General features: G+C 63.0%; 24 protein-coding genes and 2 pseudogenes. 4 read left to right on the forward strand and 22 right to left on the reverse strand.

Features of this window, described 5'->3' with window-relative positions:
* Positions 1–435: DUF2189 domain-containing protein (locus JXQ94_RS13445; RefSeq protein ID WP_421924304.1), on the forward strand; the 435-nt coding region annotated here is incomplete at its 5' end.
* Positions 436–453: 18 nt separating this feature from the next.
* On the opposite strand, the gene ccoS is transcribed toward JXQ94_RS13445, so the two are convergent.
* From ccoS to ccoN, 10 genes and pseudogenes are all read right to left on the reverse strand, one after another.
* A complete protein-coding gene (gene ccoS / locus JXQ94_RS13450) occupies positions 454–630 on the reverse strand; it encodes a cbb3-type cytochrome oxidase assembly protein CcoS (protein WP_421924305.1) in 177 nt (58 codons plus the stop codon).
* The coding region (locus JXQ94_RS13455) for a copper-translocating P-type ATPase (RefSeq protein WP_421924306.1) at positions 630–2,458 on the reverse strand (1,829 nt) is incomplete at its 5' end. The genes ccoS and JXQ94_RS13455, both read right to left, overlap by 1 nt.
* Positions 2,459–2,656: 198 nt before the next feature.
* Positions 2,657–3,127: a FixH family protein gene (locus tag JXQ94_RS13460; protein WP_421924307.1), complete on the reverse strand. Its 471-nt coding sequence runs from the start codon at positions 3,125–3,127 to the stop codon at positions 2,657–2,659.
* Positions 3,127–3,560, reverse strand: a 434-nt coding sequence (locus JXQ94_RS13465) for a FixG Ig-like domain-containing protein (RefSeq protein ID WP_421924308.1), incomplete at its 5' end; no start/stop codon positions are given. The genes JXQ94_RS13460 and JXQ94_RS13465, both read right to left, overlap by 1 nt.
* Before the next feature lie 2 nt (positions 3,561–3,562).
* Positions 3,563–4,174: pseudogene (locus JXQ94_RS13470) on the reverse strand (4Fe-4S dicluster domain-containing protein); the annotation flags it as partial.
* Between the two features lie 2 nt (positions 4,175–4,176).
* Positions 4,177–4,442: pseudogene (locus JXQ94_RS13475) on the reverse strand (4Fe-4S binding protein); the annotation flags it as partial.
* A 173-nt stretch (positions 4,443–4,615) separates the two neighbouring features.
* Complete coding sequence (gene ccoP, locus JXQ94_RS13480; protein WP_421924309.1) at positions 4,616–5,539, reverse strand: cytochrome-c oxidase, cbb3-type subunit III; 924 nt, start codon at positions 5,537–5,539, stop codon at positions 4,616–4,618.
* Positions 5,526–5,723, reverse strand: coding sequence for a cbb3-type cytochrome c oxidase subunit 3 (locus JXQ94_RS13485; protein ID WP_295692107.1), 198 nt, complete (start codon positions 5,721–5,723; stop codon positions 5,526–5,528). The genes ccoP and JXQ94_RS13485 overlap by 14 nt, the downstream gene beginning before the upstream one ends.
* 4 nt (positions 5,724–5,727) lie before the next feature.
* Positions 5,728–6,486: a cytochrome-c oxidase, cbb3-type subunit II gene (gene ccoO, locus JXQ94_RS13490; RefSeq protein WP_421924311.1), complete on the reverse strand. Its 759-nt coding sequence runs from the start codon at positions 6,484–6,486 to the stop codon at positions 5,728–5,730.
* A 9-nt stretch (positions 6,487–6,495) separates the two neighbouring features.
* The gene (gene ccoN, locus JXQ94_RS13495; RefSeq protein ID WP_421924312.1) at positions 6,496–8,148 is read right to left on the reverse strand and encodes a cytochrome-c oxidase, cbb3-type subunit I; all 1,653 of its coding nucleotides are present in this window, start codon (positions 8,146–8,148) and stop codon (positions 6,496–6,498) included.
* A 260-nt stretch (positions 8,149–8,408) separates the two neighbouring features.
* On the opposite strand from ccoN, the gene JXQ94_RS13500 reads away from it, so the two are divergent.
* Positions 8,409–9,482, forward strand: coding sequence for a DUF2855 family protein (locus tag JXQ94_RS13500; RefSeq protein ID WP_421924313.1), 1,074 nt, complete (start codon positions 8,409–8,411; stop codon positions 9,480–9,482).
* Positions 9,483–9,519: 37 nt separating this feature from the next.
* Here the strand turns inward: JXQ94_RS13500 and JXQ94_RS13505 are convergent, their stop codons facing one another.
* The 6 genes from JXQ94_RS13505 to JXQ94_RS13530 all read right to left on the reverse strand — a co-directional run bounded on the left by JXQ94_RS13505 (position 9,520) and on the right by JXQ94_RS13530 (position 14,613).
* Entirely contained in the window at positions 9,520–10,578 is a 1,059-nt protein-coding gene (locus tag JXQ94_RS13505) for a S66 family peptidase (protein WP_421924314.1), read from the reverse strand.
* A gap of 164 nt (positions 10,579–10,742) precedes the next feature.
* Entirely contained in the window at positions 10,743–11,396 is a 654-nt protein-coding gene (gene fsa / locus JXQ94_RS13510) for a fructose-6-phosphate aldolase (protein ID WP_421924315.1), read from the reverse strand.
* A gap of 89 nt (positions 11,397–11,485) precedes the next feature.
* Entirely contained in the window at positions 11,486–12,760 is a 1,275-nt protein-coding gene (locus JXQ94_RS13515; RefSeq protein WP_421924316.1) for a threonine ammonia-lyase, read from the reverse strand.
* Between the two features lie 304 nt (positions 12,761–13,064).
* Positions 13,065–13,634, reverse strand: coding sequence for a DUF4287 domain-containing protein (locus tag JXQ94_RS13520; protein WP_421924317.1), 570 nt, complete (start codon positions 13,632–13,634; stop codon positions 13,065–13,067).
* 2 nt (positions 13,635–13,636) lie between these two features.
* A complete protein-coding gene (locus JXQ94_RS13525; protein WP_421924318.1) occupies positions 13,637–14,227 on the reverse strand; it encodes an SRPBCC domain-containing protein in 591 nt (196 codons plus the stop codon).
* On the reverse strand, positions 14,224–14,613 hold the full coding sequence (locus JXQ94_RS13530) for an ArsR/SmtB family transcription factor (protein WP_421924319.1): 390 nt from the start codon (positions 14,611–14,613) through the stop codon (positions 14,224–14,226). Before JXQ94_RS13530 ends, JXQ94_RS13525 begins: the two co-directional genes overlap by 4 nt.
* A 572-nt stretch (positions 14,614–15,185) precedes the next feature.
* On the opposite strand from JXQ94_RS13530, the gene JXQ94_RS13535 reads away from it, so the two are divergent.
* Positions 15,186–18,626, forward strand: a complete 3,441-nt coding sequence (locus JXQ94_RS13535; RefSeq protein ID WP_421924320.1) for a pyruvate carboxylase — start codon at positions 15,186–15,188, stop codon at positions 18,624–18,626.
* Between the two features lie 24 nt (positions 18,627–18,650).
* Here the strand turns inward: JXQ94_RS13535 and JXQ94_RS13540 are convergent, their stop codons facing one another.
* The 4 genes from JXQ94_RS13540 to JXQ94_RS13555 all read right to left on the reverse strand — a co-directional run bounded on the left by JXQ94_RS13540 (position 18,651) and on the right by JXQ94_RS13555 (position 22,500).
* Positions 18,651–19,109, reverse strand: coding sequence for a hypothetical protein (locus JXQ94_RS13540; protein ID WP_421924321.1), 459 nt, complete (start codon positions 19,107–19,109; stop codon positions 18,651–18,653).
* Between the two features lie 80 nt (positions 19,110–19,189).
* A complete protein-coding gene (locus JXQ94_RS13545; protein WP_421924322.1) occupies positions 19,190–20,152 on the reverse strand; it encodes an alpha/beta fold hydrolase in 963 nt (320 codons plus the stop codon).
* A gap of 3 nt (positions 20,153–20,155) precedes the next feature.
* Positions 20,156–21,010, reverse strand: a complete 855-nt coding sequence (locus tag JXQ94_RS13550) for an SDR family NAD(P)-dependent oxidoreductase (RefSeq protein ID WP_421924323.1) — start codon at positions 21,008–21,010, stop codon at positions 20,156–20,158.
* Positions 21,007–22,500, reverse strand: a complete 1,494-nt coding sequence (locus JXQ94_RS13555; RefSeq protein ID WP_421924324.1) for a flavin-containing monooxygenase — start codon at positions 22,498–22,500, stop codon at positions 21,007–21,009. Before JXQ94_RS13555 ends, JXQ94_RS13550 begins: the two co-directional genes overlap by 4 nt.
* Before the next feature lie 145 nt (positions 22,501–22,645).
* On the opposite strand from JXQ94_RS13555, the gene JXQ94_RS13560 reads away from it, so the two are divergent.
* Positions 22,646–23,740 (forward strand): hypothetical protein, encoded by a 1,095-nt coding sequence (locus JXQ94_RS13560; protein ID WP_421924325.1) that lies wholly within the window; start codon positions 22,646–22,648, stop codon positions 23,738–23,740.
* A 7-nt stretch (positions 23,741–23,747) separates the two neighbouring features.
* Here the strand turns inward: JXQ94_RS13560 and JXQ94_RS13565 are convergent, their stop codons facing one another.
* Both JXQ94_RS13565 and JXQ94_RS13570 read right to left on the reverse strand, forming a co-directional pair.
* Positions 23,748–25,064, reverse strand: a complete 1,317-nt coding sequence (locus JXQ94_RS13565; protein ID WP_421924326.1) for a bifunctional folylpolyglutamate synthase/dihydrofolate synthase — start codon at positions 25,062–25,064, stop codon at positions 23,748–23,750.
* The gene (locus tag JXQ94_RS13570; RefSeq protein WP_421924327.1) at positions 25,061–26,080 is read right to left on the reverse strand and encodes an ATP-grasp domain-containing protein; all 1,020 of its coding nucleotides are present in this window, start codon (positions 26,078–26,080) and stop codon (positions 25,061–25,063) included. The genes JXQ94_RS13565 and JXQ94_RS13570 overlap by 4 nt, the downstream gene beginning before the upstream one ends.
* Between the last annotated feature and the right edge of the window lie 129 nt (positions 26,081–26,209).

Genomic DNA, 26,209 nt, shown 5'->3' on the forward strand with positions numbered 1-26,209 from the left:
CTGAGCATTCTGCTCGGCCTGCTCTTGATGATCTGGATGCGCGTCGCGCAAATCCTGCTGGTCGTGCTGGCCCCTTTTGCGCCACTGGAACCCAGCGCCTTTCTCAACTTCCTCTTCACCGATGGGTCCGGACTGACCCTGCTGGCTGTCGGAACCGTCTTCGGCGGCGTGCTGGCCACCCTCTCCTTTGCGATTTCAGTGATCGCCTTCCCGCTGCTGGTGGATCGCGATGTCGATGCCATCACGGCGCTCGCAACCAGCTTCAATGCGGTCTTGAAACAGCCCTTCGTGATGTTCACCTGGGCCTGGCTGATCGCCTTCATCATCGGCGCCGGTATCGCCGTCTTCGGGATCGGCCTGACGGTAGCCTTCCCGTGGATCGCGCTGGCCACCTGGCACGCCTATCGCGATTTCATGCCGAAGGAAGACGACTGAGCCACGCACCGGCCGCCCTCAGTCGTCCGGGCGCTCGTCATGGCCGGGAAGCGGTTGGTCATCATCCATCAGGATGCGATGGGCGGCGCCATCCATGTCGTCGAACTGGCCACTGCGCAGGCTCCACAGGAAGCCTGCCAGACCGAGCGCGCCCATGATGAGCGCGACCGGGATGAGCCAGATAAGGGCTGTCATCAGCGTCCTCCCCGCGCCAGTCTGAGCGCGTTCAACGTCACCAGGACGGACGAGGCCGACATCGCGATGGCCGCGATCAGGGGTGTGACCAGACCGGCCACGGCCATCGGGACGGCGATGGCGTTATAGGCGGCGGCCAGACCGAAATTCTCGAGCACGCGCCGCTTGGCACCGCGCGACACGTCCAGCGCCACAATACTGGCCGCGAGACGGTCGCCCTGCAGCACAAAATCAGCGGCGGCCTGGGAGACTTCGGCGGCCGAGGCCAGCGAGATCGAGACGTGCGCGGCGGCCAGGGCCGGTGCGTCATTAATCCCGTCACCGACCATGGCAACGGTGCCGCCTGCCGCCTTCAGGGCTTCCAGGCGGGCGATCTTGTCCTGGGGCTGCATCTCGGCCTGCCAGTCATCAATCCCGAGCGTGGCGGCGACGGCCTCCACCGGTCCGGTCCGGTCTCCCGACAGAAGATGAACCCGGCAATCGCGCGCCTTCAGCGCCGTGATCACGGCCGCCGCATCCTCGCGTAGACGATCCTCGAAACAGAAGCGGACCGGCGCCTCGTCTCCGATGACCAGCCAGGATTCGGTATGCGGATCGCTGACCGCATCAACGCCCAACCAGCGGGCCGCGCCGAAACGCACACGCTGGCCCTCCACCCTCGCTTCCAGTCCGCCGCCGGGGATTTCCCTCACATCGGCAGCCGCCTCCCCCATGCCCGCGGCGTCGGCAATCGCGCGTGAGAGCGGATGGCGACTGGTGCGGGCCAGCCGGGCCGCCGCCTCCAGCGCGCCGGCCGGAAGCCCATCCGCATCGACGAGGCGTGGACGGCCTTCTGTCAGTGTACCGGTCTTGTCGAAGACAATCGTGTCCGCCCCGGCGAGCCGTTCCAGCGCATCCCCGGATTTGACCAGCACGCCTTCGCGATAGAGCCGTCCGGACGCCACGACCTGCACGGCCGGTACCGCCAGCCCCAGCGCACACGGGCAGGTAATGATCAGGACCGCGATCGCATTGATGATGGCAGGACGGACCTCACCGCCGATCAGCAACCAGCCGATCACGGTGAGCGCTGCCAGCCCGTGCACGACCGGCACATAAAGGCGGGCCGCGCGATCAGCCAGGCGCACATAGCGAGAGCGGGCCTGCTCACCCGCTTCAACGAGACGGGTGATTTCGGCGAGCAGGGAATTGTCGCGATCCGCCCGCGCTTCAAGCACCAACTTGCCGTCCAGATTGAGCATGCCGGACCAGACGTCCAGACCGGGTTTGGCCGTGACCGGCGCGGTTTCTCCGGTGACCAGAGAGCCATCGAGCGCGCCCGCACCTTCGAGGATGCGGGCATCGACGGGAACCCGGTCGCCGGCGGCCAGGACCAGGCGATCGCCGGCCTTCACGTCACGGGCCGGAATGGCCCGGATATGCCCATCCGCATCGAGCAGGTTTGCCGTCGCCGCCTGCATGGCTGCCAGACCCCGGGCAGCTTCTCCCGCGCGCGCACGCAGCCGCATGTCGAGAAAGCGGCCGATAAGCAGGAAGAAGAGCAGCATGACCGCGGCGTCGTAATAGGTCTGGCCGTGACCGATGAAGGTTTCCCAGACAGACAGGCCGCAGGCGAGCAGAACCGCCAGCGAAATCGGCACATCCATATTGACGTGACCGACCCGCAGGGCCCGCAGGGCAGAGCGGAAAAAGGGCTGACCGGCAAAGGCGGCGGCCGGCAGGACGATGAGGGCGGATATCCGATGCATGAGAGCCTGCATGGTCTCACTCATTTCCAGTCCGCCGGACCAGACCGAGATCGACAGCAGCATGACATTCATCATGGCAANNAGGCGCCCGGTCGACAGATTGAGCCGTGCCTGCTGGACGCGCTTGTCCTCGCGCAACCCGCCCTCGATCCGCGCGATACACCCCGCACAGGTCGCCCCGCGCACCATCAGGTCAAGCTCGCAGAGCCCCTCCCGCCGGCGAACAAAGGCTTGCGGGTCCGCACCGCTGGCGGCGGCGAGACCGGAATGGGTGGCATCTAAGGCAGCCATAACTCACTGACCATCTCGAACGGGGCATCATCGCGACTGTGCGCCTCAAGGCGCCAATCGCCCTGCCCTTCACAGGGTAGGGTCACACGGTATACGCCCGGTCGGGATTCGGCGAAGGCCAGCGGACAGTCGCGCGACGTGTCGGCCGGGTGAATGAGCGTCCCGACGAGATCGAGCCCGGCGACCGGGCTGCCATCGGCCGCACTGATGGCCAGGACGACATCGCGCTCGACCAGGTTCACACGGGCCGTCCAGCCCAAGGCTTCCTGCGCGCGGCGACGGTCCAGCGTGTCATTGTAATTCAGCCCCTGGACATAGGAGCGCGGCACGTCCTCGCCCGGATGGGTCCGCAGGGCCAGGGTGATGAAGGTCGCATTGACCCCGATCGTGACCCCGAAAAAGGCCAGGATGAGGATCAGGACATGCCAGCCACGCAGGGGATTGAAGGGGTTTCGCATCACTCGGCTCCGGTAATCAGGACGGATGAGGATCGTGCCGTCTCGCCGGTTTCCCGGTCGGTCACGACAAAGGCAATGTCTTCGCTCGGACCATCGATGGCCGCCCCCGGCAGGGTCAGATAGACGACGTAGTCCTGCGAGCGGTCGGGACCGATCTCGATCCGGTCCGGGGTCACGTCAGCCGCGCCGAGGATGCGCACGCCGATCGCCGGATCACCCTCCACCGCCAACTCCATAACACGTGGCGCATTGGCCTTGTTGATAACGTTGACCGTATAGCCATTGCGTACGGCGCCATCGGACAGGCGCACATAATTCGGATTGCGGTCGCGCTGGGAATTCAGTTCCAGATGGGTCCGCGTCACCAGGGCGCCCAGCATCAGGGCACTCACAATGGCCAGCGAGACCGCATAGACCATGGTGCGCGGCCGGANNTCGACATTGTCATCCGTCTCATAGGTGATCAGTCCGGTCGGACGCCCGACCTTGCCCATGATGTCATCGCACGCATCAATGCATAGCCCGCACTGGATACACTCCAGTTGCGCCCCGTCACGAATATCGATCCCCATCGGACAGACTGCGATGCATTGCTTGCAATCGATGCAATCACCCCGATTGTCCCAGCTCTCCGTCTTCTTGTGGGCACCGCGCGGCTCACCGCGATCGATCCGGTAGGTGACATTGAGCGCGTCACGATCCGTCATCGCCGCCTGGATGCGTGGCCAGGGGCACATATAGGTACAGACCTGCTCACGCATCGTGCCGGCAAGCGTATAGGTGGTGAAGGTCAGAACCCCGGCGAAGACGTAGGAGGACGGCGCCGCCGTGCCAGCGAAGAAATTCGCGAGCGTGTCCCAGGCATCATGGAAATAGAGGATCCAGGCCCCCCCGGTCGCAAAGGCGATGACCAGCCAGATGGCGTGCTTGCCGACCTTGCGCCAGGCCTTGTTCAGCGACCAGGGCGCACGGTCCAGCTTCATGCGGGCATTGCGATCCCCCTCGAACATCCGTTCGACCATGATGAAGAGATCGGTCCAGACCGTCNNGCGGGCAGGCATAGCCACACCAGACCCGGCCGAACAGCGCACTGGCCAGAAACAGACCCAGCGCCGCCATGATGAGCAGGCCGGTGACGTAGTAGATTTCCTGCGGCCAGATCTCGAGAAAGAAGAAGTAGAATCGGCCATGGGCGAAATCGACCAGGACGGCCTGGTCGGGCGCCCCGGGACCACGGTCCCAGCGCAGGAAGGGGATGAGATAATACACCCCCAGCGCCAGCGCCATGATCACCCATTTGACAAAGCGGAACTTGNNCATGCGCCAGCTTGGGATAGATCGGCTCGCGCTTCTTGTAGAGCTCTCGCGTGTCGGCGGCATTGACCGCCTCGGCCTTGGACCGGGAAATCCCGGGCGCTGCCATGTTCTTGGGAGTGGCGTTGGACATGACAGCGTTAAACCGGATTTCTCATGGGGTCACTATGCGACCTACTGCCCCGTGGGACCAGCTGTCGCATCCTCGCCGCCGCCCCGCAGGAAGACATAGGCTGCCAGGGCGTCGAGCGTGGTCTCCTCCAGGCGGTCTTCCCAGGCCGGCATGACACCGTATGGACCCCGATGGATGGAAGCCATGATCTGCTCGCGTGTCCCGCCATAAAGCCAATCCTGATCGGTCAGGCTCGGTGCGCCCTGCGCGCGGTCACCACGTCCGTCAGCCATGTGGCAGCTGGCGCATTGCGAGTCATAGATCGCCTGCCCGCGGCTGACCGCGCCAGCATCGGCACTGGTCCCGGAAAGGGAGAGCACATAATCGGTGACCTCACCGATTTCGGCGCGGCTCAGCAGCTCATCACGACCAAAGGCCGGCATTTGCGAGAAGCGGGTGTCGGGATGCTCGGAGCGAATTCCGACCTGGAGCGTATGACGGATATCGTCATAGGACCCGCCCCACAGCCAGACATCGTCATTCAGGTTGGGATAGCCGACAAAGCCCTGCCCGCCAACGCCATGGCAAGTGCCGCAGCGGTCACGGAAGACGGTCTCACCCGCTGCCAGCACGAAGCCGAGCAATTCCGGGTCATTTTCGATCTCGCCGATCGAGGCACCTTCCAGCGCGGCGAATCCGACGGCGCGCTGCTCGGCCAGCGCATCAAGCGCCTCGGCCACATTGGCGCGTTCGGAGTGATTGCGCAGTCCCCGGGTGTGATCGGTCTCACCCGCCAGACCGGGAAGCGCCGGCCAGGCTGGCATGAGCACCCAGTAGATGACGGCCCAGACACAGGAGGCATAGAAAATATACAGCCACCAGCGCGGCAGGGGCGTGTCGAGTTCCTTGATGCCATCCCATTCATGACCAGTGGTCTCGGTGCCGGAATGAGCGTCGGTTTCACGCGTTTCATCATGCTCGGACATGGGTCTCGTCCTCGGTCTCGTCGGCCGCAGCCGGCGTATCGTTTTCAGTGAGCGGGGCGCTGGCAGCCGCGTCGAACAGCGCCTGATTGCGCGGCCAGAGCGCATAGACAAGCGCCGCAGCGAACAAGGCCACGAAGATCAGCAAGCCCCAGGTCTGCGCGAAGGTTGAGAGGATCTCATACATCGGCCTACCTCAGATTTTCATCGGCTTCGGCCTCATAGGTGGAGAAGTCCACCATGGTACCGAGAACCTGCAGATAGGCGATGAGCGCATCGAGCTCGGTCACCTGATCCGGATTGCCGTCAAAATCACGCATGACCGCGCCCGGATAGCGTTCCTGGAAGCCGTCATAATCCTCGGCATAGGGATCCAGCTGGGTCTCCACGTCCGAAACAGCCGCTTCCAGCATGCCGTCATCATAGGGCACGCCGACCGTGCGCAAGGCGCGCAGATTGGCCTCGACATTGTCGAAACCGAGCTCGGAATTCTCCAGGAAGGGATAGGCCGGCATCACCGATTCCGGGACCACGGATTGCGGGCGTCGCATATGGTCGCGATGCCACTCATCCGAATAGAGCCCGCCGATACGGGCCAGGTCCGGCCCGGTCCGTTTCGATCCCCACTGGAAAGGGTGATCATACATACTCTCGGCCGCCAGCGAGTAGTGGCCATAACGCTCCACCTCATCGCGCAGCGGACGGATCATCTGCGAGTGGCAATTATAGCAACCCTCGCGAATATAGATGTCCCGGCCCAGTTGTTCGAGCGGCGTGTATGGCCGCACCCCTTCGACTTCCTCGATTGTCGAGTCGAGGTAGAAGAGCGGTGCAATCTCGACGATGCCGCCGATGGACACGGTCACCAGAACGCCAACGGTGAGGACGAGCGGTTTCTTTTCGAAGAGCGATTTGTGCAGATCGCTCCAGAGAGATTTTTTCCCTGACATTGCGACCTCCTATGGCGCCGGCTGGAGGGCGGGTTGCTCGACGACATTCTCGTCGTCCTCAACCTCGTCGCCCCGAACGGTGCGGTACACATTATAGACCATGATCAGGGCGCCAGCGAGGTAGAGCACGCCGCCCACCGCTCGGATCACGTATGGAATGAACATGGCTTCAACGGTCTCCACGAAGGAGTATTCCAGGAAGCCGAGCGCGTCATAGGTGCGCCACCAGAGGCCCTGGAGGATACCGGCCGTCCACATCGAGGTGATGTAGAGAAGGATGCCGATCGTCGCGATCCAGAAATGCCAGTCGACCAGCGCCTTGGAGTACATGCCCTTGCGCTTCCACAACCAAGGAACAAGGCAATAGAGCGCACCGAAGGAGACGAAACCGACCCAGCCGAGCGCACCGGAGTGCACATGCCCGATCGTCCAGTCCGTGTAGTGCGACAGCGCATTCACGGCGCGGATAGACATGACCGGACCCTCAAAGGTCGACATGCCGTAGAAGGCGACCGACATGACCAGCATGCGGACCACCGGGTCGGTGCGCAGCTTGTCCCAGGCGCCAGAGAGCGTCATCAGGCCGTTGATCATCCCGCCCCAGGACGGCATCCACAGCATGATCGAGAAGGTCATGCCCAAGGTCTGCGCCCATTCCGGCAGCGCCGTGTAGTGCAGGTGGTGCGGACCAGCCCAGATATAGATGAAGATCAGCGACCAGAAGTGGATGATCGACAGGCGGTAGGAATAGACCGGCCGGTTCACCCGCTTGGGGATGAAGTAATACATGATCCCGAGGAAGCCGGCGGTCAGGAAGAAGCCAACCGCATTATGGCCGTACCACCACTGGATCAACGCATCCTGCACCCCGGCAAAAGCCGAATAGGACCGCGATCCGACCCAGGAAACCGGCATCGACAGATTGTTGATCACATGCAGGACGGCGATCGTGACGATGAAGGCCAGGAAGAACCAGTTCGCCACATAGATGTGCTTTTCCTTGCGCTTCCACAGCGTGCCGAGGAAGACGAGGAGATAGACCACCCAGACGAGGGTCAGCCAGATATCCGCATACCATTCCGGCTCGGCGTATTCCTTGCCCTGGGTAATCCCGATCAGATAGCCCGAGGCGGCGATCAGGATGAAGAATTGATATCCCCAGAACACGAACCACGGCCAGATCCCGCCGGCGATGCGCGTCCGGCAGGTTCGCTGGACAACATAGAAGGATGTTGCCAGCAGGACATTGCCGCCGAAGGCGAAGATCACCGCCGAGGTGTGTAGCGGGCGCAAACGGCCAAAATTGGTGAACCCGAACGCCTCGATGTTCAGGACCGGAAAAGCGAGCTGAAAGGCGATGACAACACCGACCAGAAGCCCGGCCACACCCCAGAATAGAGAGGCAATGACACCAGCTTTTATAAGGTTTTCATTATACTCGCGCTCATCCGTGATGACGCCGCCGCCGGCGATCGAACCGACAAGCAGGAATATCCCGGTGAGGAAGCCGCCGAGGATCAGCCAGGACTGACCTCGCATGGCGGCGTCCGGCGCATAGGCTGCTGCGAAAAGCGACCAGATGGCACCGAGAATGGTGATGAGAAGAACGATGGCTGTGCTTGGGTCGGAACCCGCCCGCTTCAGCCCTTGAGCGGATATCATGTGCGCCCCCGGAGATTGGCTTTCATGATCCGGGTGTAACGCAGTTTCCCCCAAAATATCTATGGCAATTTGTCACGTGCGACACAGCGGACCTTTGCCACATCCTTCGAGCGAGCCTGACGCACCCTGCACACGCGTCTCGGCACGCCGATCTTCCAGACAAAATTGCGCGCCTGTGAGCCTTGCGGGTTGATCGCATGCGTGAACCCGTCAACTCTCGCCGATCAGGCTGCACAGACAGCCGCCAACGGGAGATATCGATGACTTGGGCCCTGTCCATTGACCGCGAAACCATTACCGACGTGCAACTGGTCGAGGAGCCGGTCCGCGCCCTCGATGACGGCGAGGTCCGCCTCGCCATCAACAGCTTCGCGCTGACTGCAAATAATATCACCTATGCCGCCTTCGGCGATGCAATGCGCTACTGGGACTTCTTCCCCGGCGCAGACGGTCGCTGCCGGCTTCCGGTCTGGGGATTCGCGGATGTCGCGGAAAGCCGCGCTGACGGCCTGACCGTCGGCGAGCGGATTTACGGCTATTTCCCGGCTGGCGGTGAGCTCATCGTGCAGCCTGGCAAGATCAGCCCCGGCACCTTTGTCGACATGACGGCTCATCGCGCCGAATTGCCGCCTGCCTACAATAATTACGTCCGCTGCGCCGCCGATCCCGGCTGGTCACCTGCGGGCGAGGCCGCGCAAATGGTGCTGCAACCGCTCTTCATCACGGCCTGGCTGCTCGATTTCTTCCTGCGCGATCCAAACAACGGCCTGACAGACGCTCCGGTCCTGTTGACCAGTGCCTCCAGCAAGACCGCCATCGCCCTCGCCTTCGCGCTGAAGGCTGGTGGCGGACGCCAGGCGATCGCGCTGACCTCGAAAGGGAATGCCGACTTCGTGTCGGGTCTGGACCTCTATGACGCGGTCGCGACCTATGACGCACTCGACAAGCTTGCCCCCTCAGCGCCCGCCGTGATCGTCGACTTCGCCGGCGACGCCGACCTCAACCGCAAGCTCCATGAAGGACAGGCTGGCCAGCTCGCCGCCAATATCCGCGTCGGCGGCGCCCATTGGGAGCAATCCGCCCCACCGCGCGACCTGCCGCCGCCCAAGCCGCAATTCTTCTTCGCCCCGGACGCAGCGCGGACCTTGATCAAAGCGTGGGGTCCGGAGGGTTTCGATCAACGCTACAAGGCAGCGTGGCGCGAATTCGCCGACGCGGCTCCGGGCTATTTCGACTTCCGCAGCGAAGCGGGCGGAGACGGGGCGCTTGCCACCTACCGTGCCTTGCTCGACGGTAAAGCCAAGCCGCGGGACGGCTTCAGCATCAAGGTCTGACCGGAAGGGGCGCCGTTTTGTGAGCCGGCGGGCGGAGCTAGGTCAGCGATTGCTGGATACTTCCCTGTCCGTCTTCAAACCGGACCGTTGCCACGCTGCCGTTGAGCAAGGTCAGGTTGGGCGGTTTGTGGCCGATGTCCAGATCGTAGAGCACCGGGCAACCGACACCGCCCAGTACTGATTCCAGGACGTCGGAATAGGTCAGACCTGCGCCATCCCTCTCCGGCCCGGCATTACGGCCAATCAGTATTCCGGCCAGATCGTCAAATACGCCTCGGTACTTCATTCCGAGCAGAGTTCTGGCCAGCTGTGTTGGGCTCAGCTCAACATTTTCGAAATACAAGAGGCAGCGGTGGTCCCCGTGCGCGGCGGCGAAGCCCGGCAAATCCAGACAAGGGCCATTGAAAAGATGGCCGAGCGTGTCGAGGCACCCGCCCAGTAGCCGCCCCTCCATCATCGATGGTGCGCCTCCTTCGTTCGATGGCTCGTCAGCAGCGGACACGAGGCGCTTCCAACGCGTAGGCTCGCTCAAATCAAGCGGGGCGGCTGGCTTCTCCTCGAAAGAGACGGCCGCGGCCTGGTATCGCTTGGACGAGCTCTGGGTGAAGCACTCTCCACGTCGCAATGTCAGCCCGTCGAGCGTGCGCGCCGTGAGCGGGTCAGTCTGGGCGGCGATCAAGTCGATGAAGTTGGCGCAATGCGCTGTTGCCCAGTGGCATTTCGCGGTGATGACGGCGCTGAGCGTGCTCACATCCGAGAAGCCGAAAATCCATTTCGGGCGGGCCTCTCGCAGGCGGTCGAAGTCCAATAAATCAAGCAGCTCCATTGTCAGCTCGCCGCCCCAAGGGGGCGCAAGGGCGTCGACCGTATCGTCGAGCGCAAAGCGCATGAATTCTTCGGCGCGCTCAGCGGCTGGCGCGCTGACATGTTTGTGGCTTCGGCGCAGGCAGCGCCCCTCGACAATCTCAAATCCGCGCTGGCGCATGTCCTCTATGGCCAGGTCAAGCCGGGGATGCACGGCGTCTGGGACGCCCGCGGAAAAGGCCGTCAGGGCGATCCTGCTGTTTTTCCCGAGTGGGGCTGGGTAGTTGATCAAGCCTCTACTCCACCGTCACTTCGCCCAGCTCGGATGAGCCGGAGCCGATCGGAAATATGGGACGGGTTCCGTGCACGATCACGTCCATCATGAACCGCCAGGGCCCCACACCAAGCCCACCAACAAGGAGGCTGCCCGCTACGCCCTGCCCCTGAACGCCGCCGCTAGAGAATGCTCTGACCCGTCTTCTGCCAGTCGGCCATGAAGGCTTCCAGGCCCTTGTCGGTCAACTGGTGCTTGACCAGGCCCTTCAGGACTGACGGCGGCGCGGTGGCGACGTCGGCGCCCAGCAGGGCGCATTGCTGGATGTGGTCGGCCGAACGGATCGAGGCCGCCAGGATCTGGGTGTCGAAGGCGTAATTGTCGAAGATCATCCGCAGATTTCCGATAAGCTCCATGCCGGCAACGCCGAGATCATCGAGCCGGCCGATGAAGGGCGAGACGTAAGTCGCCCCGGCCTTGGCGGCGAGCAGGCCCTGATTGGCCGAGAAGCACAGCGTGACATTGGTCTGGATATTCTCGGCGGTGAGCGCCTGACAGGCCTTCAAGCCCTCAAACGTCAGCGGCAGCTTGACCACGACATTGTCGGCCAGATGGGCCAGTTTCTTGCCTTCGGCAATCATGGCCGGAGCCTCGAGTGCCGTCACTTCGGCGCTGACCGGGCCGTCCACCAGGTCGCAGATCTCCTTGACCACTTCCAGGAAGTTGCGGCCGGACTTGGCGATCAGCGAGGGATTGGTCGTGACGCCATCCACGAGTCCGGCTTCGGCCAGTTCACCGATCTCGGATGTTTCTGCGGTGTCGACAAAGAATTTCATGATGCTCTCCTCGCGGGCGGTCGTTATGGCCAGTCCCGTTACCGGTAACTGCCGGGTATGACATTTCAAAGCGGGTTGGACAGGAAAACTCAGTAACCGGCCAGTTCGACGCGGAAGCCGGCGGTCTGCAGCGCGCCACGGATCCGGTCCATATGGGCGCCATCCTGAGCCTCCAGCGAGATGTCGATATAGGTCACCTTGGCGGGCAGGTCCGAGAAGGTCTTGTGATAGGCGACATCGGTGACATTGCCTTCGGCCCGCGAGATGATGTCCGACACGGCGGACAATTGCCCCGGCACATCCACAAGCTCGATCCGGAACCGCGCCAGACGGCTGGACCGCGCCAGATCGCGCAGCAGCAATGAGGACAGGAGACGGGTGTCGACATTACCGCCGGACAGGACCAGTCCGACACGCTTGCCGGCAAAGCGCCCGGGATGTGCGAGCACAGCGGCGAGACCGACCGCGCCGGCGCCTTCGGGCAGAACCCGCATCTGCGAGATGAAGAGATTGAGCGCTCGCTCGATCTGGCGCTCATCGACCAGGAGAACATCATCAAGAAGGTCCATGAGGAGACGACTGGTCAGCCCGCCCGGCTCACGCACGGCAATCCCCTCGGCGAGAGTGAAACCACCGACCGGGCGATCTTCGCCATGAAACCGGTTGGCGAAAGACGGAAAGAGATCGGACTGGACCCCGACCAGTTCGATGTCCGGCTTGATCCGCCGCGCGGCCAGGCCGGCACCGGCCGCCAGGCCGCCACCTCCCACCGGGAAGACCAGCACATCAAGGTCAGGCAGGTCCTCGAGCATCTCCATGGCCAGTGTCCCCTGCCCGGCCAGCACGACCGGGTCGTCAAAGGGGTGGATAAACACCGCACCACCGGTTTCCGCCTCGACCAGCGCCAGCGTCTTGGCGGCATCGAAATCAGCCCCGGCGATCTCGACCTCGGCGCCCAGGGCGCGGGTTGCATGCACTTTCACCATGGGCGTGCCGGTCGGCATGAAGATTCGCGCGCGAACCCCCATCGCCGCGGCGCTGCGGGCCACACCCTGGGCGTGATTGCCGGCAGAGGCGGCCACAACCCCGCGCGCGCGCTCATCGGGACTGAGGGCCGCGAGCCGGGCAAAGGCGCCACGCTCCTTGAAGGAGCCGGTCACCTGAAGATTCTCCAGCTTCACAAACAACGCGCAACCGGCCACGTCCGATAGGCCCGGTGAGGCAATCAGCGGCGCGCGCAGAATCCCGCCAAACCCGTCCGCCCGCAACTGGTCGACATGATCGAAGGCCGCCTCGATGGCAGCGTCGCGAGGCTTTGGCGTGGCGCACCTATCCATCATCGGTGATTGGGCAGTCGTGGGCATGGTCGGTCTCCGGCAGACCGCACAGAAAAAACCCCGCTTCTGGTGTCAGAAGCGGGGTGAAACTGCACGATACCTAAAAAGGGGTCAGGTCGTGGCGGTCATCGCTCCAGACGGCGCTATGACGGTGATAATCGAAATAAGCGGAAAGCGAGCGGCCATGCGCAAGCAAGCGGCTCGTGTGCCCGCCGACTGCCCCTGCATGATTTTGCCCGCATTCAGGCGCATGACGCCATTCTCCAACAAGATTTCACTGTCACCATGCCCAAACACGACAATCCTGTCCAGCGCTTAAACGGTCACTCACTCACCCGGCCGCGTCATAAGCCTGTTTGAGCCAGGCGATGACCTCGGCGTCCACGCCCTCCACGCTTTCCAGCCGAACCCGGTGGGTGCACATGGCGTTGAAAGAGCCGGAAGCCTCCAGGCGGCCGGCAGGTTCGAGTCCTTTCAGATTCAGCCCCAGATCGACCCGTGTCTTGGTGGAGGGCTGGACCAGACCGAATTGCTTGGCCCGTCGCAACGAGACATAGGCCTTCTTGGGCGCCAGCTCGGCATCCCCGCCAAAGCCGGTCGCGACGGACGCCAGAGCCTCATAGATCGGCCTCAGCCCGGCTTTCGGTCCGGCATATTGCGCCTCCACGAGATCCGTTGCGGCGACCGGGGCAGAGACGACGCGGCCCTTCACTTCATGAGCCACAAGATTGGCGAAGCCATGGGTCATGCCGTGCTCGGTCTTGAGCAGCTTGACCATCTCGCCATGCTTTTCCAGCCCGCTTGCCTTGACGATCGCCACCCAGTCGCCGAGTGGCTTTCCGGTCTTTTCCGGCATGTTGGCGATCATGGATCGCGCCATGTCTTCCGGTGATTGCGCCATGATCAGGCCTCCTCATTGACAGAAATTGCGGACAGCTCGGGCGCACGCTCAAGCGGCCAGTTGGCCGACAGTGCCGCCTTCGGCGTCATCGGCGCCATCAGCGAGAACATGAAAAGCATCATGCGCCCCCCCATCGTCACCTTGCCGGTCTCCACCAGCGCCTTGAGATTTTCGCAGATAAATTTCGCGCCCTGCGCCATCTGCTTCTCGGACTTCGAGACCGGATCAGACGCGGCATGCTCATTGATGAGAGTGAATTCGACGCCGCCATCCACCGGCTTGAGGACGTAGCGCACGATTGAAACCGGATCGTCCGAGGTGGTGAAGCGAAAGGTGTGGGCATAGCGGTGTGGCGGTTCGAACTCGATCACCTTGCCCATCACCAGGGTGTGTTTGCCATCAGGCGTCCGCATGGCAAAGGCCGCGCCCTCGCCCAGGCCGGGCGTGTCATATTGTCCGTTGAAGAAAAACGGCATGGGCCGGTCGGTACGGATCAGTTCCGACCAGACCTGGTCGATGCCAGCCTTGATGATGACCCGGTACATCGAGGTTCGGACCTCGCCGGACAATTGTTTGGCTGCAGCCTCTGTCATGACGTTTCCCCCTTTTTGCGAGCGTCTGTTTCCGCCTCGTCATCGCGCCCCTCGCGGGCGCGCCTCTGTTCGGCAAGATATTTGATATCCAGCATGCGACCGGCCCACAGGGCCGAATACTCACTTGTCCAGCGATCATGAATCATCTGGATCGGTACGGCATTCATGTAGAGATGACGGGTCCGGCCGCGCTTGTCGGAAATGATCAGGCCGGCGTCCTCCAGAACGGAGAGATGGCGCATCACCGCGATCCGGCTGACATCGAAACGGCGGGCAACCTCGCCCACCGAAGCCCCCGGCTGATTGCGGACGATATCCAGCATTCCGCGCCGCGTCGCATTGGCGAGCGCCTGGAAAACCGCGTCCATGGAAGCCGGAGACATCATTTCACCCTCACATGTAATGATTATGTTACCTATTGCGACGCAGGGCGCAAGCAAAAACAGGTGAGTCCAAACCGCTGTATAATTTCAGCTACTTGTCACTTCAGGACACCGACGCTCTGGGCCAACGACGTTCTGGATCGGCGCACGTTCTGGGGCGGTGCACGCCTGGGCGCGGTGCCACGCCAATTGGGCGAGCGCACCCATTTCCCAAGCACTGCGCGACCGGTCAGAACAGACCAAAAGACCGCATCCACGCCGTTCGGCTCTCCACATATCAACGCGGGTAGCCGGGACGGGTTTGTGAACCGGACCGAACCAGCGACTTCCCTTCACCCCCGGGAAAGGGTCAGGATGAGCGGGAAATCCCGGCCCGCGCGCGACGCCTCCCGGGGCCGCCCCCTGGAGCACTGCCTGCCCGGGCTGACCGAAGAGGCGGCGACGATGCAAGCGCTCACCCCATCTTTCGCAGTGCAACATTTCGCTTCCATCAGCCGCGCGAAGCGGGTTCTATGTTACCGATAACGGCGCGCGGCCCCGCGCGCGCCACCCCTGACCCTATTGGGAGACGCCGCGTGCCCACCGAAAAACTCCTCATCGCCAATCGTAGTGAAATTGCCATCCGCATCATGCGCGCCGCCACCGAGCTCGGCCTGCGGACGGTCGCGATCTATGCGGAAGAGGACAAACTGGCCCTGCACCGTTTCAAAGCGGATGAGAGCTATCGGGTCGGGGCCGGTCTGGGTCCGGTGAAAGCCTATCTCGATATCGACGGCATCATTGCCATCGCCAGAAAGTGCGGCGCGACCCTGATCCATCCCGGCTATGGATTCCTGTCGGAAAACCCGGATTTCGCCGAGGCCTGCGCCGCGGCCGGGCTGACCTTTGTCGGCCCCTCCCCCGAGGTCATGAAATCGCTCGGCAACAAGGTTGCCGCCCGCAATATGGCGGTCGAGGCCGATGTGCCCGTCGTGCCGGCAACCGGCCCCCTGCCCGCGGGCGAGGACGACTGGGCGAAGCTGGCGGATGAGGTCGGCTATCCGCTCATGCTGAAGGCCAGCTGGGGCGGCGGCGGACGCGGCATGCGGGTGATCGAGAATGCCGACCAGCTGCACGACCAGGCCCGGGCCGGGCGCCGGGAGGCCGAAGCGGCTTTCGGCAATGGCGAGGTCTATCTGGAAAAGCTGATCCGCAAGGCACGCCATATCGAGGTCCAGATTCTCGGCGACAGCCATGGCAATCTCGTCCACCTCTTTGAGCGCGACTGCACGGTCCAGCGACGCAATCAGAAAGTCGTCGAGCGCGCTCCGGCACCGGACATGAGCGAGGACACCCGCTCCGCGATCTGCGAGGCCGCGCTGCGCCTGGTGCGCCATGCCGGCTATTGCGGCGCCGGCACGGTGGAATTCCTGCTCGATGCGGAGAGCGGCAAATTCTACTTCATCGAGGTCAATCCGCGCGTCCAGGTCGAGCATACCGTGACCGAGGAAGTCACCGGGATCGACATTGTCCGGGCCCAGATCCAGATCGCGCGCGGTGGTCATATCGGTGATGAGCGCGAGACCGGCGTTCCGGAACAGTCGAAAATCGTGCTGCACGGCCACGCCCTGCAATGCCGGGTCACCACGGAAGACCCGCAAAACAATTTCACGCCGGATTATGGCCGCATCACCGCCTATCGGGGTGCCACCGGTTTCGGTATCCGGCTCGATGGCGGGACCGCCTATTCGGGCGCTGTCATCACCCGCTATTTCGACAGTCTGCTGGAGAAAGTCACCGCCTGGGCCGCCACGCCGGAAGAGGCCGTCCGCCGGATGGACCGGGCCCTGCGCGAGTTTCGCATCCGCGGCGTCTCGACCAATATCGCCTTCCTGGAAAACGTCATCAATCACCCCGATTTCGTGTCGGGCAATATCACCACCCGCTTCATCGACACCACGCCGGCCCTGTTCGATTCCCCCAAGCGCCGAGACCGGGCCACCCGTCTGCTCGGATATATTGCCGATGTCTCGGTCAATGGAAATCCGGAAGTCGCTGGACGCCCGCTGCCGCCCGCCCATGCTGTCATTCCGGTCCCGCCCGCCAGCACCGGCACGGCGCCGGACGGCACCAAGCAATTGCTCGACCGGCTCGGACCGGAAGGCTTTCGCGACTGGATGCTGGCCCAGGAGCGCGTGCTGATCACCGACACGACGATGCGCGACGGCCATCAATCCCTGCTGGCCACCCGCATGCGCTCGCACGACATGGTCACCGTTTCGGAAGCCTATGCCGAACACCTCTCCCAACTCTTCTCGGTAGAGTGTTGGGGTGGCGCGACTTTCGATGTCGCCTTGCGCTTCCTGAAGGAGGACAGTTGGGACCGCCTCGCCGATCTGCGCGAGCGCATGCCGAATGTGATGCTGCAAATGCTGCTGCGCGCCTCCAATGCGGTCGGCTACACGAATTATCCCGACAATGCGGTTGACCTTTTCGTCCGCCAGGCGGCCGAGACCGGTATTGATGTCTTCCGCGTCTTCGACAGTCTCAACTGGGCGGACAACATGAAAGTCGCCATGGAGTCGGTGCTCAGGACCGACCGGCTCTGCGAGGCGGCGATCTGCTATACCGGCGATCTCGGGCATCCCGAACGGCCCAAATACCAGCTCGACTATTATCTCGACCTCGCCCGCGAGCTCAAATCCGCCGGCGCCCACATCATCGGCATCAAGGACATGGCCGGCCTGTGCCGTCCGGCACAGATCCGTTCTCTGGTGAAGGCGCTGAAAGACGAGACCGGCCTGCCAATCCACTATCACACGCATGACACGTCCGGCATTGCCGCCGCCACCGTGCTGGCAGCGTGCGAGGCCGGCGCGGATGCGGTCGATGCCGCGATGGACAGCTTCTCCGGCCTGACTTCCCAGCCCAATCTCGGCTCGATCATCACCGCCCTGGGCGATACACCGCGCGATACCGGGATCGACCCGGCCGTGATCCGCCGTTTCTCCGATTACTGGGAAGATGTCCGCACCCAGTATGCCGCCTTCGAGCCTGACCTCCGTGCCGGCGCCTCAGAGGTCTATCTGCACGAAATGCCCGGCGGACAATTCACCAATCTCAAGGAGCAGGCGCGCTCGATGGGCCTCGCCGAGCGCTGGCATGAAGTCGCCAAGATGTATGCCGCGGTGAACATGATGTTCGGTGACATCGTCAAGGTGACCCCCTCCTCCAAAGTCGTGGGCGACATGGCGCTCTACATGGTCTCATCCGGCCTGACGCCGGACGATGTGCTCGACCCGGATACTGACATCAATTTTCCAGAAAGCGTGATCGGCCTCCTGCGCGGCGATCTCGGTCAACCGCCCGGCGGTTGGCCTCCCGCTCTGCAAGCCAAGGCCCTGAAGGGCGAGACACCGGTCACGGGACGCCCGGGCCAGCATCTCGAGCCGGTCGATTTCGACGCCGTTCGCAAGACCATCATGGGTCATGGCGAGCGCAGCGTGAACGATAATGATCTGTGTTCCGCGATCATGTACCCCAAGGTCTTCGCCGACTATGAGGATCACCGCCGCGAATTCGGACGGGTCGACCGCCTGCCGACGCCGGTCTTCTTCTACGGTATGGAACCGGGCGAGGAGATTTCCGTCGATATTGATCCGGGCAAGGCGCTCAATATCCGCCTGATGGCCATCGGCGAACCGAATGATCACGGCGAACGAGAGGCCTTCTTCGAGCTCAATGGCCAGCCGCGCGTGGTCCGGGTCGACGACAAGTCGGTCGCCTCGACCGTCATCGCCAATGAAAAGGCGGACGTGGCCAATACAGCGCATATCCCAGCGCCGATGCCGGGCCTGATCGCCACGGTCGCCGCCAAGGAAGGCGAGACCGTCAAGGCCGGCGAGCTCCTGATGACGCTGGAAGCGATGAAGATGGAGACCTCGATCACCGCGCCGCAGGCCGGCATGGTGAAACGCTTGCCCGTCAGCGCCGGGACCCAGGTCGATGCCAAGGACTTGCTGGCGGTGGTGGAGTAAAGCGAGGCGCGCCCCGCCAGACCCTCAGCTCTGTCGAGCGCGACTGGAGAGGGCCGCGATGAGCAGGCACGACAGCAATAGCAGGTCCAGCGCGTTGAACGCGATATCGATGCCGGACGCAGCGCCGCCGAGAAGAAAGTCATATTCCACGAACATGGATGCGATCAGCCACAGCGAGAAGTCGAGCGCGGTGGCGAGGAAATAGACCAGAAGCGCCTGTCCCGGGTGTCGGGGAAAACGCCAGGCCGCGACCAGATATCCCAGCACATAGCCAAGCCAGAGAAACAGGAATGGCAGGCGGACAATGCCGACGAACTGACCGGTCGCGCCGTCGACAAACTGCAGCCAGGGCACGCCGACCCGATAGCCGATCAGAACCGAAAACAGGCCTAACGCCCAGAGCGCTCGAGCCCACAGAACCGCCAACAGCACACGGGCGGCCGGTGAGTCCTGATCAATGCGCAAGTGTACCGACTTGGCCATTACCCCTCGCGACCGCACCGTTCGACGCCATCATATATATGATATCACCATGAAACCAGTGCACATTTTCGGTTTCGGCGTCAGCGGCTCGCCTCAGCCATGCGCTGGATAAAGCCCTGCAACCGCTCCGGCTCGATGACCGGCGGCATGTGGCCGCGCGCATCCATTGTCTCGACATCGGCATCGGGTAAAGCGGCGGTCAGGGCCGCGATCTGCTCGGAGGCCGAGAGGATGCGGTCGTCCATGCCGTAAAACAGGCCAACCGGCAGGTCGATCTCGCCCAGGCGCGCAGTGATGTTGCCCATGTCGATGCCCACGGCATGCATGTCGGTCGCCGCGGCATAAAAGGCGTTCGGGCGAAGCGACAACAAGCCCCCGCCCTTGAAGCGGAAGTCCTCCGGTGCCGCGTCCGGTCCGAAGATAATCGCCAACGTTTTGGCGCCATTGCGGATGGACATCGGGACAGCCAGGGTCTCGGCGATGAACCGCCGCATCCCCGGATTTGCGACATTGATGCCGGAAAAGGCCTCGGACGGCGTCTCCGGCGCCGTGATAAGCGCCGAGACCAGCGCCAGACCGCCGACCTGATCGGCATGGTTCAGCGCCAGGGCCAATGACACGGCGCCGCCCAGCGAATGCCCCACGAGCAGCGGCTTCTCAATCCCCTCCTTGGCCAGCATTTCGGCGATCATGCGGGCCTGCTCGGGAATGCGCGCCTGCTCATCACTGTCGCGCTCGGACCAGCCGCAGCCGGGACGGTCGACAGCGATCGCGCGATACCCGGCCTCGGCCAGCCGGTCGATCATCGCGTAGGAAAAATTGTGCAGATTACCGGCCAGGCCATGGATCATCACAACCGGACGCCCCTCGCCCTTTTCGATCCAGTGCAGTCTCCCACCCTCGACCTCTGTGAAATGCCCTTTTGGAGGTATGGCGGCTGACGCCTTGGCCGCAACCGAGTGCGAAAAGCGCCAGGCGACGAGAAGTCCGACCAGGACCAGGCCGATAATGCCGCCAATGACGGAAAGGATGATGGTAAGCATGAACTACCCCTGTGACGGCGTCTTGGAACCGGACCGGCGCGCGCCGACGATGGATTGCATCAAGGACCAATAGCGGGTCGGAAACAGGCGCTCGAGCCACATCATTGAATGGGCATCCCGGCCGACGAGGATACGCGGCTTCTTGCGGGCGACACCGTCGAGGATGATGCGCGCCGCCTCAGCTGGCGGCATGACCAGCAGGCGCTGGGTCTGTTTCTTGCCCGCCGCGATCTCGGCCTCACTGGCATTCGGCGGCGGTTTGGCACTGGCGGCAATATTGGTGGAAACGCCGCCGGGATGGACCGTGGTCACCCCAATGCTGGATCCGGCGAGCTCGTGGCGCAGGACATTGGAGAAACCCTTCACCCCGAATTTGGCTGTCGAATAGGCCGCCTGGCCGGCCGGCGCAACAATCCCGAAAATGCTGGAAATATTGACGATATGTGCCTCCTCCACGGCCCGGAGGCGGGGCAGGAAGGCGCGGGTCATGCGGATGACGCCATAGAGATTGATATCCAGGAGACGCTCAAAGTCGGCCATGTCGACCTCTTCAAACAGGCCGCCCAGCGCAATACCGGCATTATTGATCAGCAGGTGAACCGGCTCACCGGTCGTCGCCACATCCCGGGCCAGGCCGGAAATCGCCTCGGCGTCCGCCATGTCGACGACATGCGCCGTGACGCGATGCCCCGACTGGCGCAGCGGCGCGGCGACGGCGTCCAGCCCCTCGGCATTGATATCGGCAAGGATCAGATGCGCGCCGCGCGCGGCCAGTCCAGCCGCGAGAGCTGCCCCGATGCCGCTGGCTGCCCCTGTGATCAGGGCCGTACGACCGGCAAAGTCGAACCGCGCGCTCATTCGGCCGCCGCCTTCATGGCTTCATCCGACACCGGATCCGGTGCCCGGGAAAAACTCATGTAACCATCCTCGAGCTTGCCGAAGCGGATGGTGAGCATGTCCTGGACATAGTTCTGATAAGTCTTCCAGGGCGCGCGATCACCTTGTTTGGGAAGGTGCGCGATGGCGCGCTGGACATAGCCGGACGAGAAGTTCAGCAACGGCTCCGGCGTGATGTCCGCAGGCACTTGCGGGACCGCTATATCGGTGCCCGTCTTCTTCATGTGATTGAGCATGCGGCAGACGCGTTCGCAGGTCAGGTCGACCTTCAGTGTCCAGGAGGCATTCGTATAGCCGAATGCGAGCGCCAGATTGGGCAGATCGCCAAGCATCATGCCGCGATAGGTATAGAGATCCGCCGGATCGATCACCGCGCCGTCGCGCGAAATCTCGGCCCCGCCTGCCAGCTGCATTTCCAGACCGGTTGCCGGCACAATGATGTCGGCATCGACATGCTCACCCGAGACGAGCTGAATGCCGGTTTCGGTGAAACGCTCGATCTGGTCGGTGACAATGTCTGCCTTGCCGGATCTCAGCGTCTGGAAGAAGTCGCCATCCGGTGCCAGGCAGAAGCGCTGATCCCAGGGATTATAATTCGGCGTGAAATGCTTCTCGACATCGAAGCCCTCACCCAGCTCGTCCTTCACCGCCTTGATGACGGCCTTCTTGACGACATTCGGCCAGCGCTGGGAGAGTTGATACACATAGATGGAAAGACCGATATTCTTGATGCGTGCCAAAAGGTAGGCGAGCTTGGCAGGCAGCGCCTTGCGCAGGGTTTCAGCGATCGCATCACGCGAGGGACGCGCGGCGATATACGTCGGCGAGCGCTGCAGCATCGTTACATGGCCCGCGGTCTCCGCCATGGCAGGTACCAGCGTCACAGCGGTGGCGCCAGAGCCGATGATCACGACTTTCTTGCCAGAATAATCCAACTCGCCATCCCAGTGCTGGGGATGCGCGATGGCGCCCTTGAAGTCATCATAGCCCGCAAATTCCGGCAGATAGCCCTGCTTGTAGCGGTAATAGCCCGAACACAGCATGACGAAGCGCGCCCTGAAGACTTGCGCGTCACCCTTGGCATCGGTCGCGGTAACCGTCCAACGCGCGGCGGCGCTCTCCCAGTTCGCTGACACCACGGTGTGACCGAAATGGATATGCTGGTCGATTCCGTTTTCGCTGGCTGTGTCGCGGACATATTGGCGGATGGACGGGCCGTCTGCGAAGGCCTTGCCACCCGTCCAGGGCCGGAAGGCATAGCCGAATGTGTACATGTCACTGTCCGAACGAATACCCGGATAGCGAAACAGGTCCCAGGTCCCGCCGATCGCGTCACGCGCCTCGAGAATGGCATAGCTGCGGTCAGGACATCGGGTCTGCAGGTGATAGGCGGCGCCAATACCAGACAGGCCAGCCCCGACAATCAGGACATCGAGATCGTGATCGGACATGTTTCCTCCGTACCGCATCTTCGGCGGGAGAGAAAAGTGAACACCGTTTTCTTTTCTGCGCAAGAGGGAGGAACGGGGCGCTGCTTGACGGTATCGTCCGGAGGAGGCAGAGCAATGAGCTGCAACCGGGGGGCGATGCGATCGAATGACAGAGCAGAAACAGGCGGCAATCAGCCAGCCCCTTGAGGAGCGCGTCTTCTATGTCGCCACCAATTTCCATTCGGGTCGCATACCCGAGCATCTGGACGAGTTAACGCCCGCCTTCACAAACATGACCTTTCCCGGCAATGTGACCTTGGGCTTTCGCGGCTTGTTCTGGACAGCCTTCACGCGGCTCTTCCGACAGACTTTCCTCGCCCGTCCCGAAGTCGAATTCGCGGGGCTCAACTGGCGCATCTCCTCGGTCTGCCTGTTTGAAGTCTACAGCGAGCGCTTTCCCGTCCTGGAAGATAGGCAGACGCGCTACATCCTGCTTGTGGCCGCCAAGCCAGATCGCGACATCTCGGTTAAGGAGCTGAACGCGCACACATTCGCTCAAGGCATGAACGAGCAAGCCTTCATCAAGGGCTTCTTCCAGAATCTAGCCACGTGTCCCTCCTTAGATTGGTTGGACACATTCAAGCACGACCGCGATTTTCCGGCACGAATCCAGTTTACCTTTCGCGGCCGACTGGAGCTACAGGACACCGGGTCCGCTCTCGCCGGTTTTTACTTCCTCGCGCAACTCCTTATCTGGCAGGCCCAGCGCGAAATTGCCCAGATTGACGTCTCACTCGTTCGGTCAAGCGCTCAGCCTTCTATACGCAATGCCTTGAGCGCGCGGCAGAAACTGATCGAGATCGAGCGCCTGTTCCTGACCAAGAACATCTCCAATGACTCGAGCCTGAAAGCCTTTGCATCCAATGCGAGGAAGCGGCTTCGACTGCGCATGTCCTTTGACGGGCTCATGCAGCTCAATGAGGCGATCGAACGCTTTCACCTGTCTGCATCCGCCTTGCGCCAGGAACGCCAGACGAGGCGGCTCACACTGATCGCAACAGCCGTCGCCATCCTGGGCATACCGATCTCATTCGTCTCCATGATGATGGCAATCTCCGATACCAATTTCGTGGTCCGGCACGGCATCCTAGCCCTGTCCGAGCCCTCACTCGGGCAGACGCTCGCCCTGCTGAGCGGCGGCGCGGTCCTGGCGACTCTCGTCATCGCCTTGTTCGTCTGGATTTTCACGGCACGCCGGTAGGCATCACTCAGGAGAAGTCGAGCGCCTCAAGCGACTGGCCAAGTCGTGCCGCCCGCAAGGCCCCGGCCCAGAAAAGCCCGCCCAGGCCGACCAGAACATCGACGTTTCCGGCTTGCGCATGGGCAAGGTCCAGCGCCGCTTTGGCGTCCGAAGCGACGGCTGCGACGGCCACAGAAGGCCGGACGGCCTGCGCCCGCGCTGCAAGCGCTTCCGGCTCCAGCCCGTTGTAGGCCGCGCCGACGATCATGCGATCAAACGCGGGAAGTATTTGCCCCAGCATCCCGTCGACATCTTTGTTGTGCGACATGCCAAGGAGCAGGGTCGTTTCGCGCCCTGCGGTCAGCTCCTTGACCGCTGCGACCGCAGCGCCAACAGCCGCTGGAGTATGCCCAACATCGATCAGGAGCGGAGGCCCCCCCTCCAGAACCTCCAGCCGCCCGGGACAAGCCACACGCGCCATCGCGTGCCGGACCAAGCTCGGCCAGCGCGCCGCTTCTATCTCCGGTCGGGCCGCACGGGCCAACTCGATCGCAAGTTGGAGATTCTCGACCTGCCGCACGCCATGGAGAGCAGTTGTGCCAGTCAGACCGCCAAGCTCGGCATGCTCAAGCCGGATCTCATGCGTCTCGATCGTATCGCGCGATGCGGTGGCCCGAAACAGCACGCTCGATCGCTCAACCTTGACGGAACGAAGCGCGCCCATGGTGGCGAGACTGTCCCATTCCGTTTCTACATTGCGGCCGATCAGGACACGGGCCCCTGGAGGTGCGACGTCGAACTTGTCGAGCGCAATCTCGCGGAGGCTCCCCCCCAGCAGGCTGGTATGCTCGAGGTCGAGACTGACAATGGCTGCCAGCGGCGCCTTGAGAAGTCGGGTCGGATCGTATCGACCACCAATGCCGGCCTCAATGACCAAGTTATCACACTCGGCGTCCGCAAATATCATCAATGCGACTAGAAACCACGCCTCAAACTCGCCCAGTTGGTCGCCGCCTTGCGCCTCGGCATCATCGCGAAGAACCGCATCAAGTCGTGCCTCGGCAGAAAGGATCGTCACATCATCGACAGGCACATCGTCAATCTTGAAGCGCTCATTGAACGCAAAGAGATGCGGAGAGACAAAGGTTCCGACCCGGCCACCAGCGGCACACTGAAGCGCGGTCAGCCAAGCCGCCGTGCTGCCCTTTCCATTACTGCCCGTGATAACAACCGCCTTGCGGCCCAGCTCATCCAGATCGAGACCAAGTCGGCGCGCCACGCGCGCCGTGCGGGCGAGACCTATGCCATTGCCGAAACGGGGCAGAATTAGACTAGTCCGCTTCACCGCCACTCTTCCCTCTCACCCTCACCCAGCGCCCGGGCCAAGATGTCGTCCCAGATTTCTTGCGCCAGGTCCAGTTCGCCCAGGGTTTCCAGGGAGGCAAAGCTCGGATTGGCGTTGACTTCGAGTATGTGGGCCGCGCCTCCCTCAGCGCAGAAGAGATCAATCCCTGCGACATCCAGACCGATCGCCGCGGCTGCGGCCAGGGCGAGCCGGGCCAGCTCGGGCTCGATCGACTGCGAGAAGGCCTCGGTCTGCGCGCCGGAGGCCAGATTGCGGCGGCCGGGGAGCGCCAGCCGTTGGCCTATGCCCGCCCTCTCATCCGCACGAATACCGGCCTTGACCAGGGCACCCGTGAAGACCGCAGCGGGCACCGGGCTCAGCGCTTCGGCCGCCAGTTCGGCATTCATCGCCTCAAACAGCGCCCGCCAGCTTGCGACGCCATCACCGACCAAACCGCCGTCGGATTTTCGATACTGGAAACACGCCCGCCCGCCGGACACGAAGACGCGATATTCCGGTGCGTCGATCAGGGGCTGGATGACGACCTGGTCATGGCGTCGGGCCGCCCGGGTGAAATAGTCTGCCAGAGCGTCAGCGTCCTCGATGCGCTCGGCGAAATCGCCGTGGGCTCCGCGATTGGGCTTGGCAAAGAGCGGAAAGTCGAGCGTGGTGGCGCGGGCGAGCCAGTCGGAAGCTTCCCGGCCCGGCGCGCGCAGATGCCGGCGCGCTGCTTCCAGGAAGACCAGCTCGGTCGGGACGCTGTCCAGGCCCGCCGCGCTTAGGGCCGCGTGGGTGAAGGCCTTGTCCCGGGCGATCGTGTAGGCACTCGCGGCATTGCCGGGATAGGCGCAGATCGCCCCACTGCCACAGAGCACACGCCGGTCTCCGGCCGTCACCGCAAAGAGATAGCCGGCGCCGCCGTCCAGATCAGAAAAATTCCATCCCCGACGCCGGCACATCGCCTCGACGAAGCGGGCATTGAAGGGCCGGGAATCGGAGGCGGCTTGCGCGATCATGCGACCTTGTACCGGTCCGCGTCCTCGCCGCCTAGCCTGTCGCGAGGCCCTCGTCGCCCTCCCGCGCCACGCTGCACCGCCGCAAAATGCATGGGTGAAATACATACCGAAGGGTCGATTTTGTCGCGA

This window comes from Maricaulis maris, assembly GCF_049116555.1.
Classification (GTDB): Bacteria; Pseudomonadota; Alphaproteobacteria; order Caulobacterales; family Maricaulaceae; genus Maricaulis; species Maricaulis maris_C.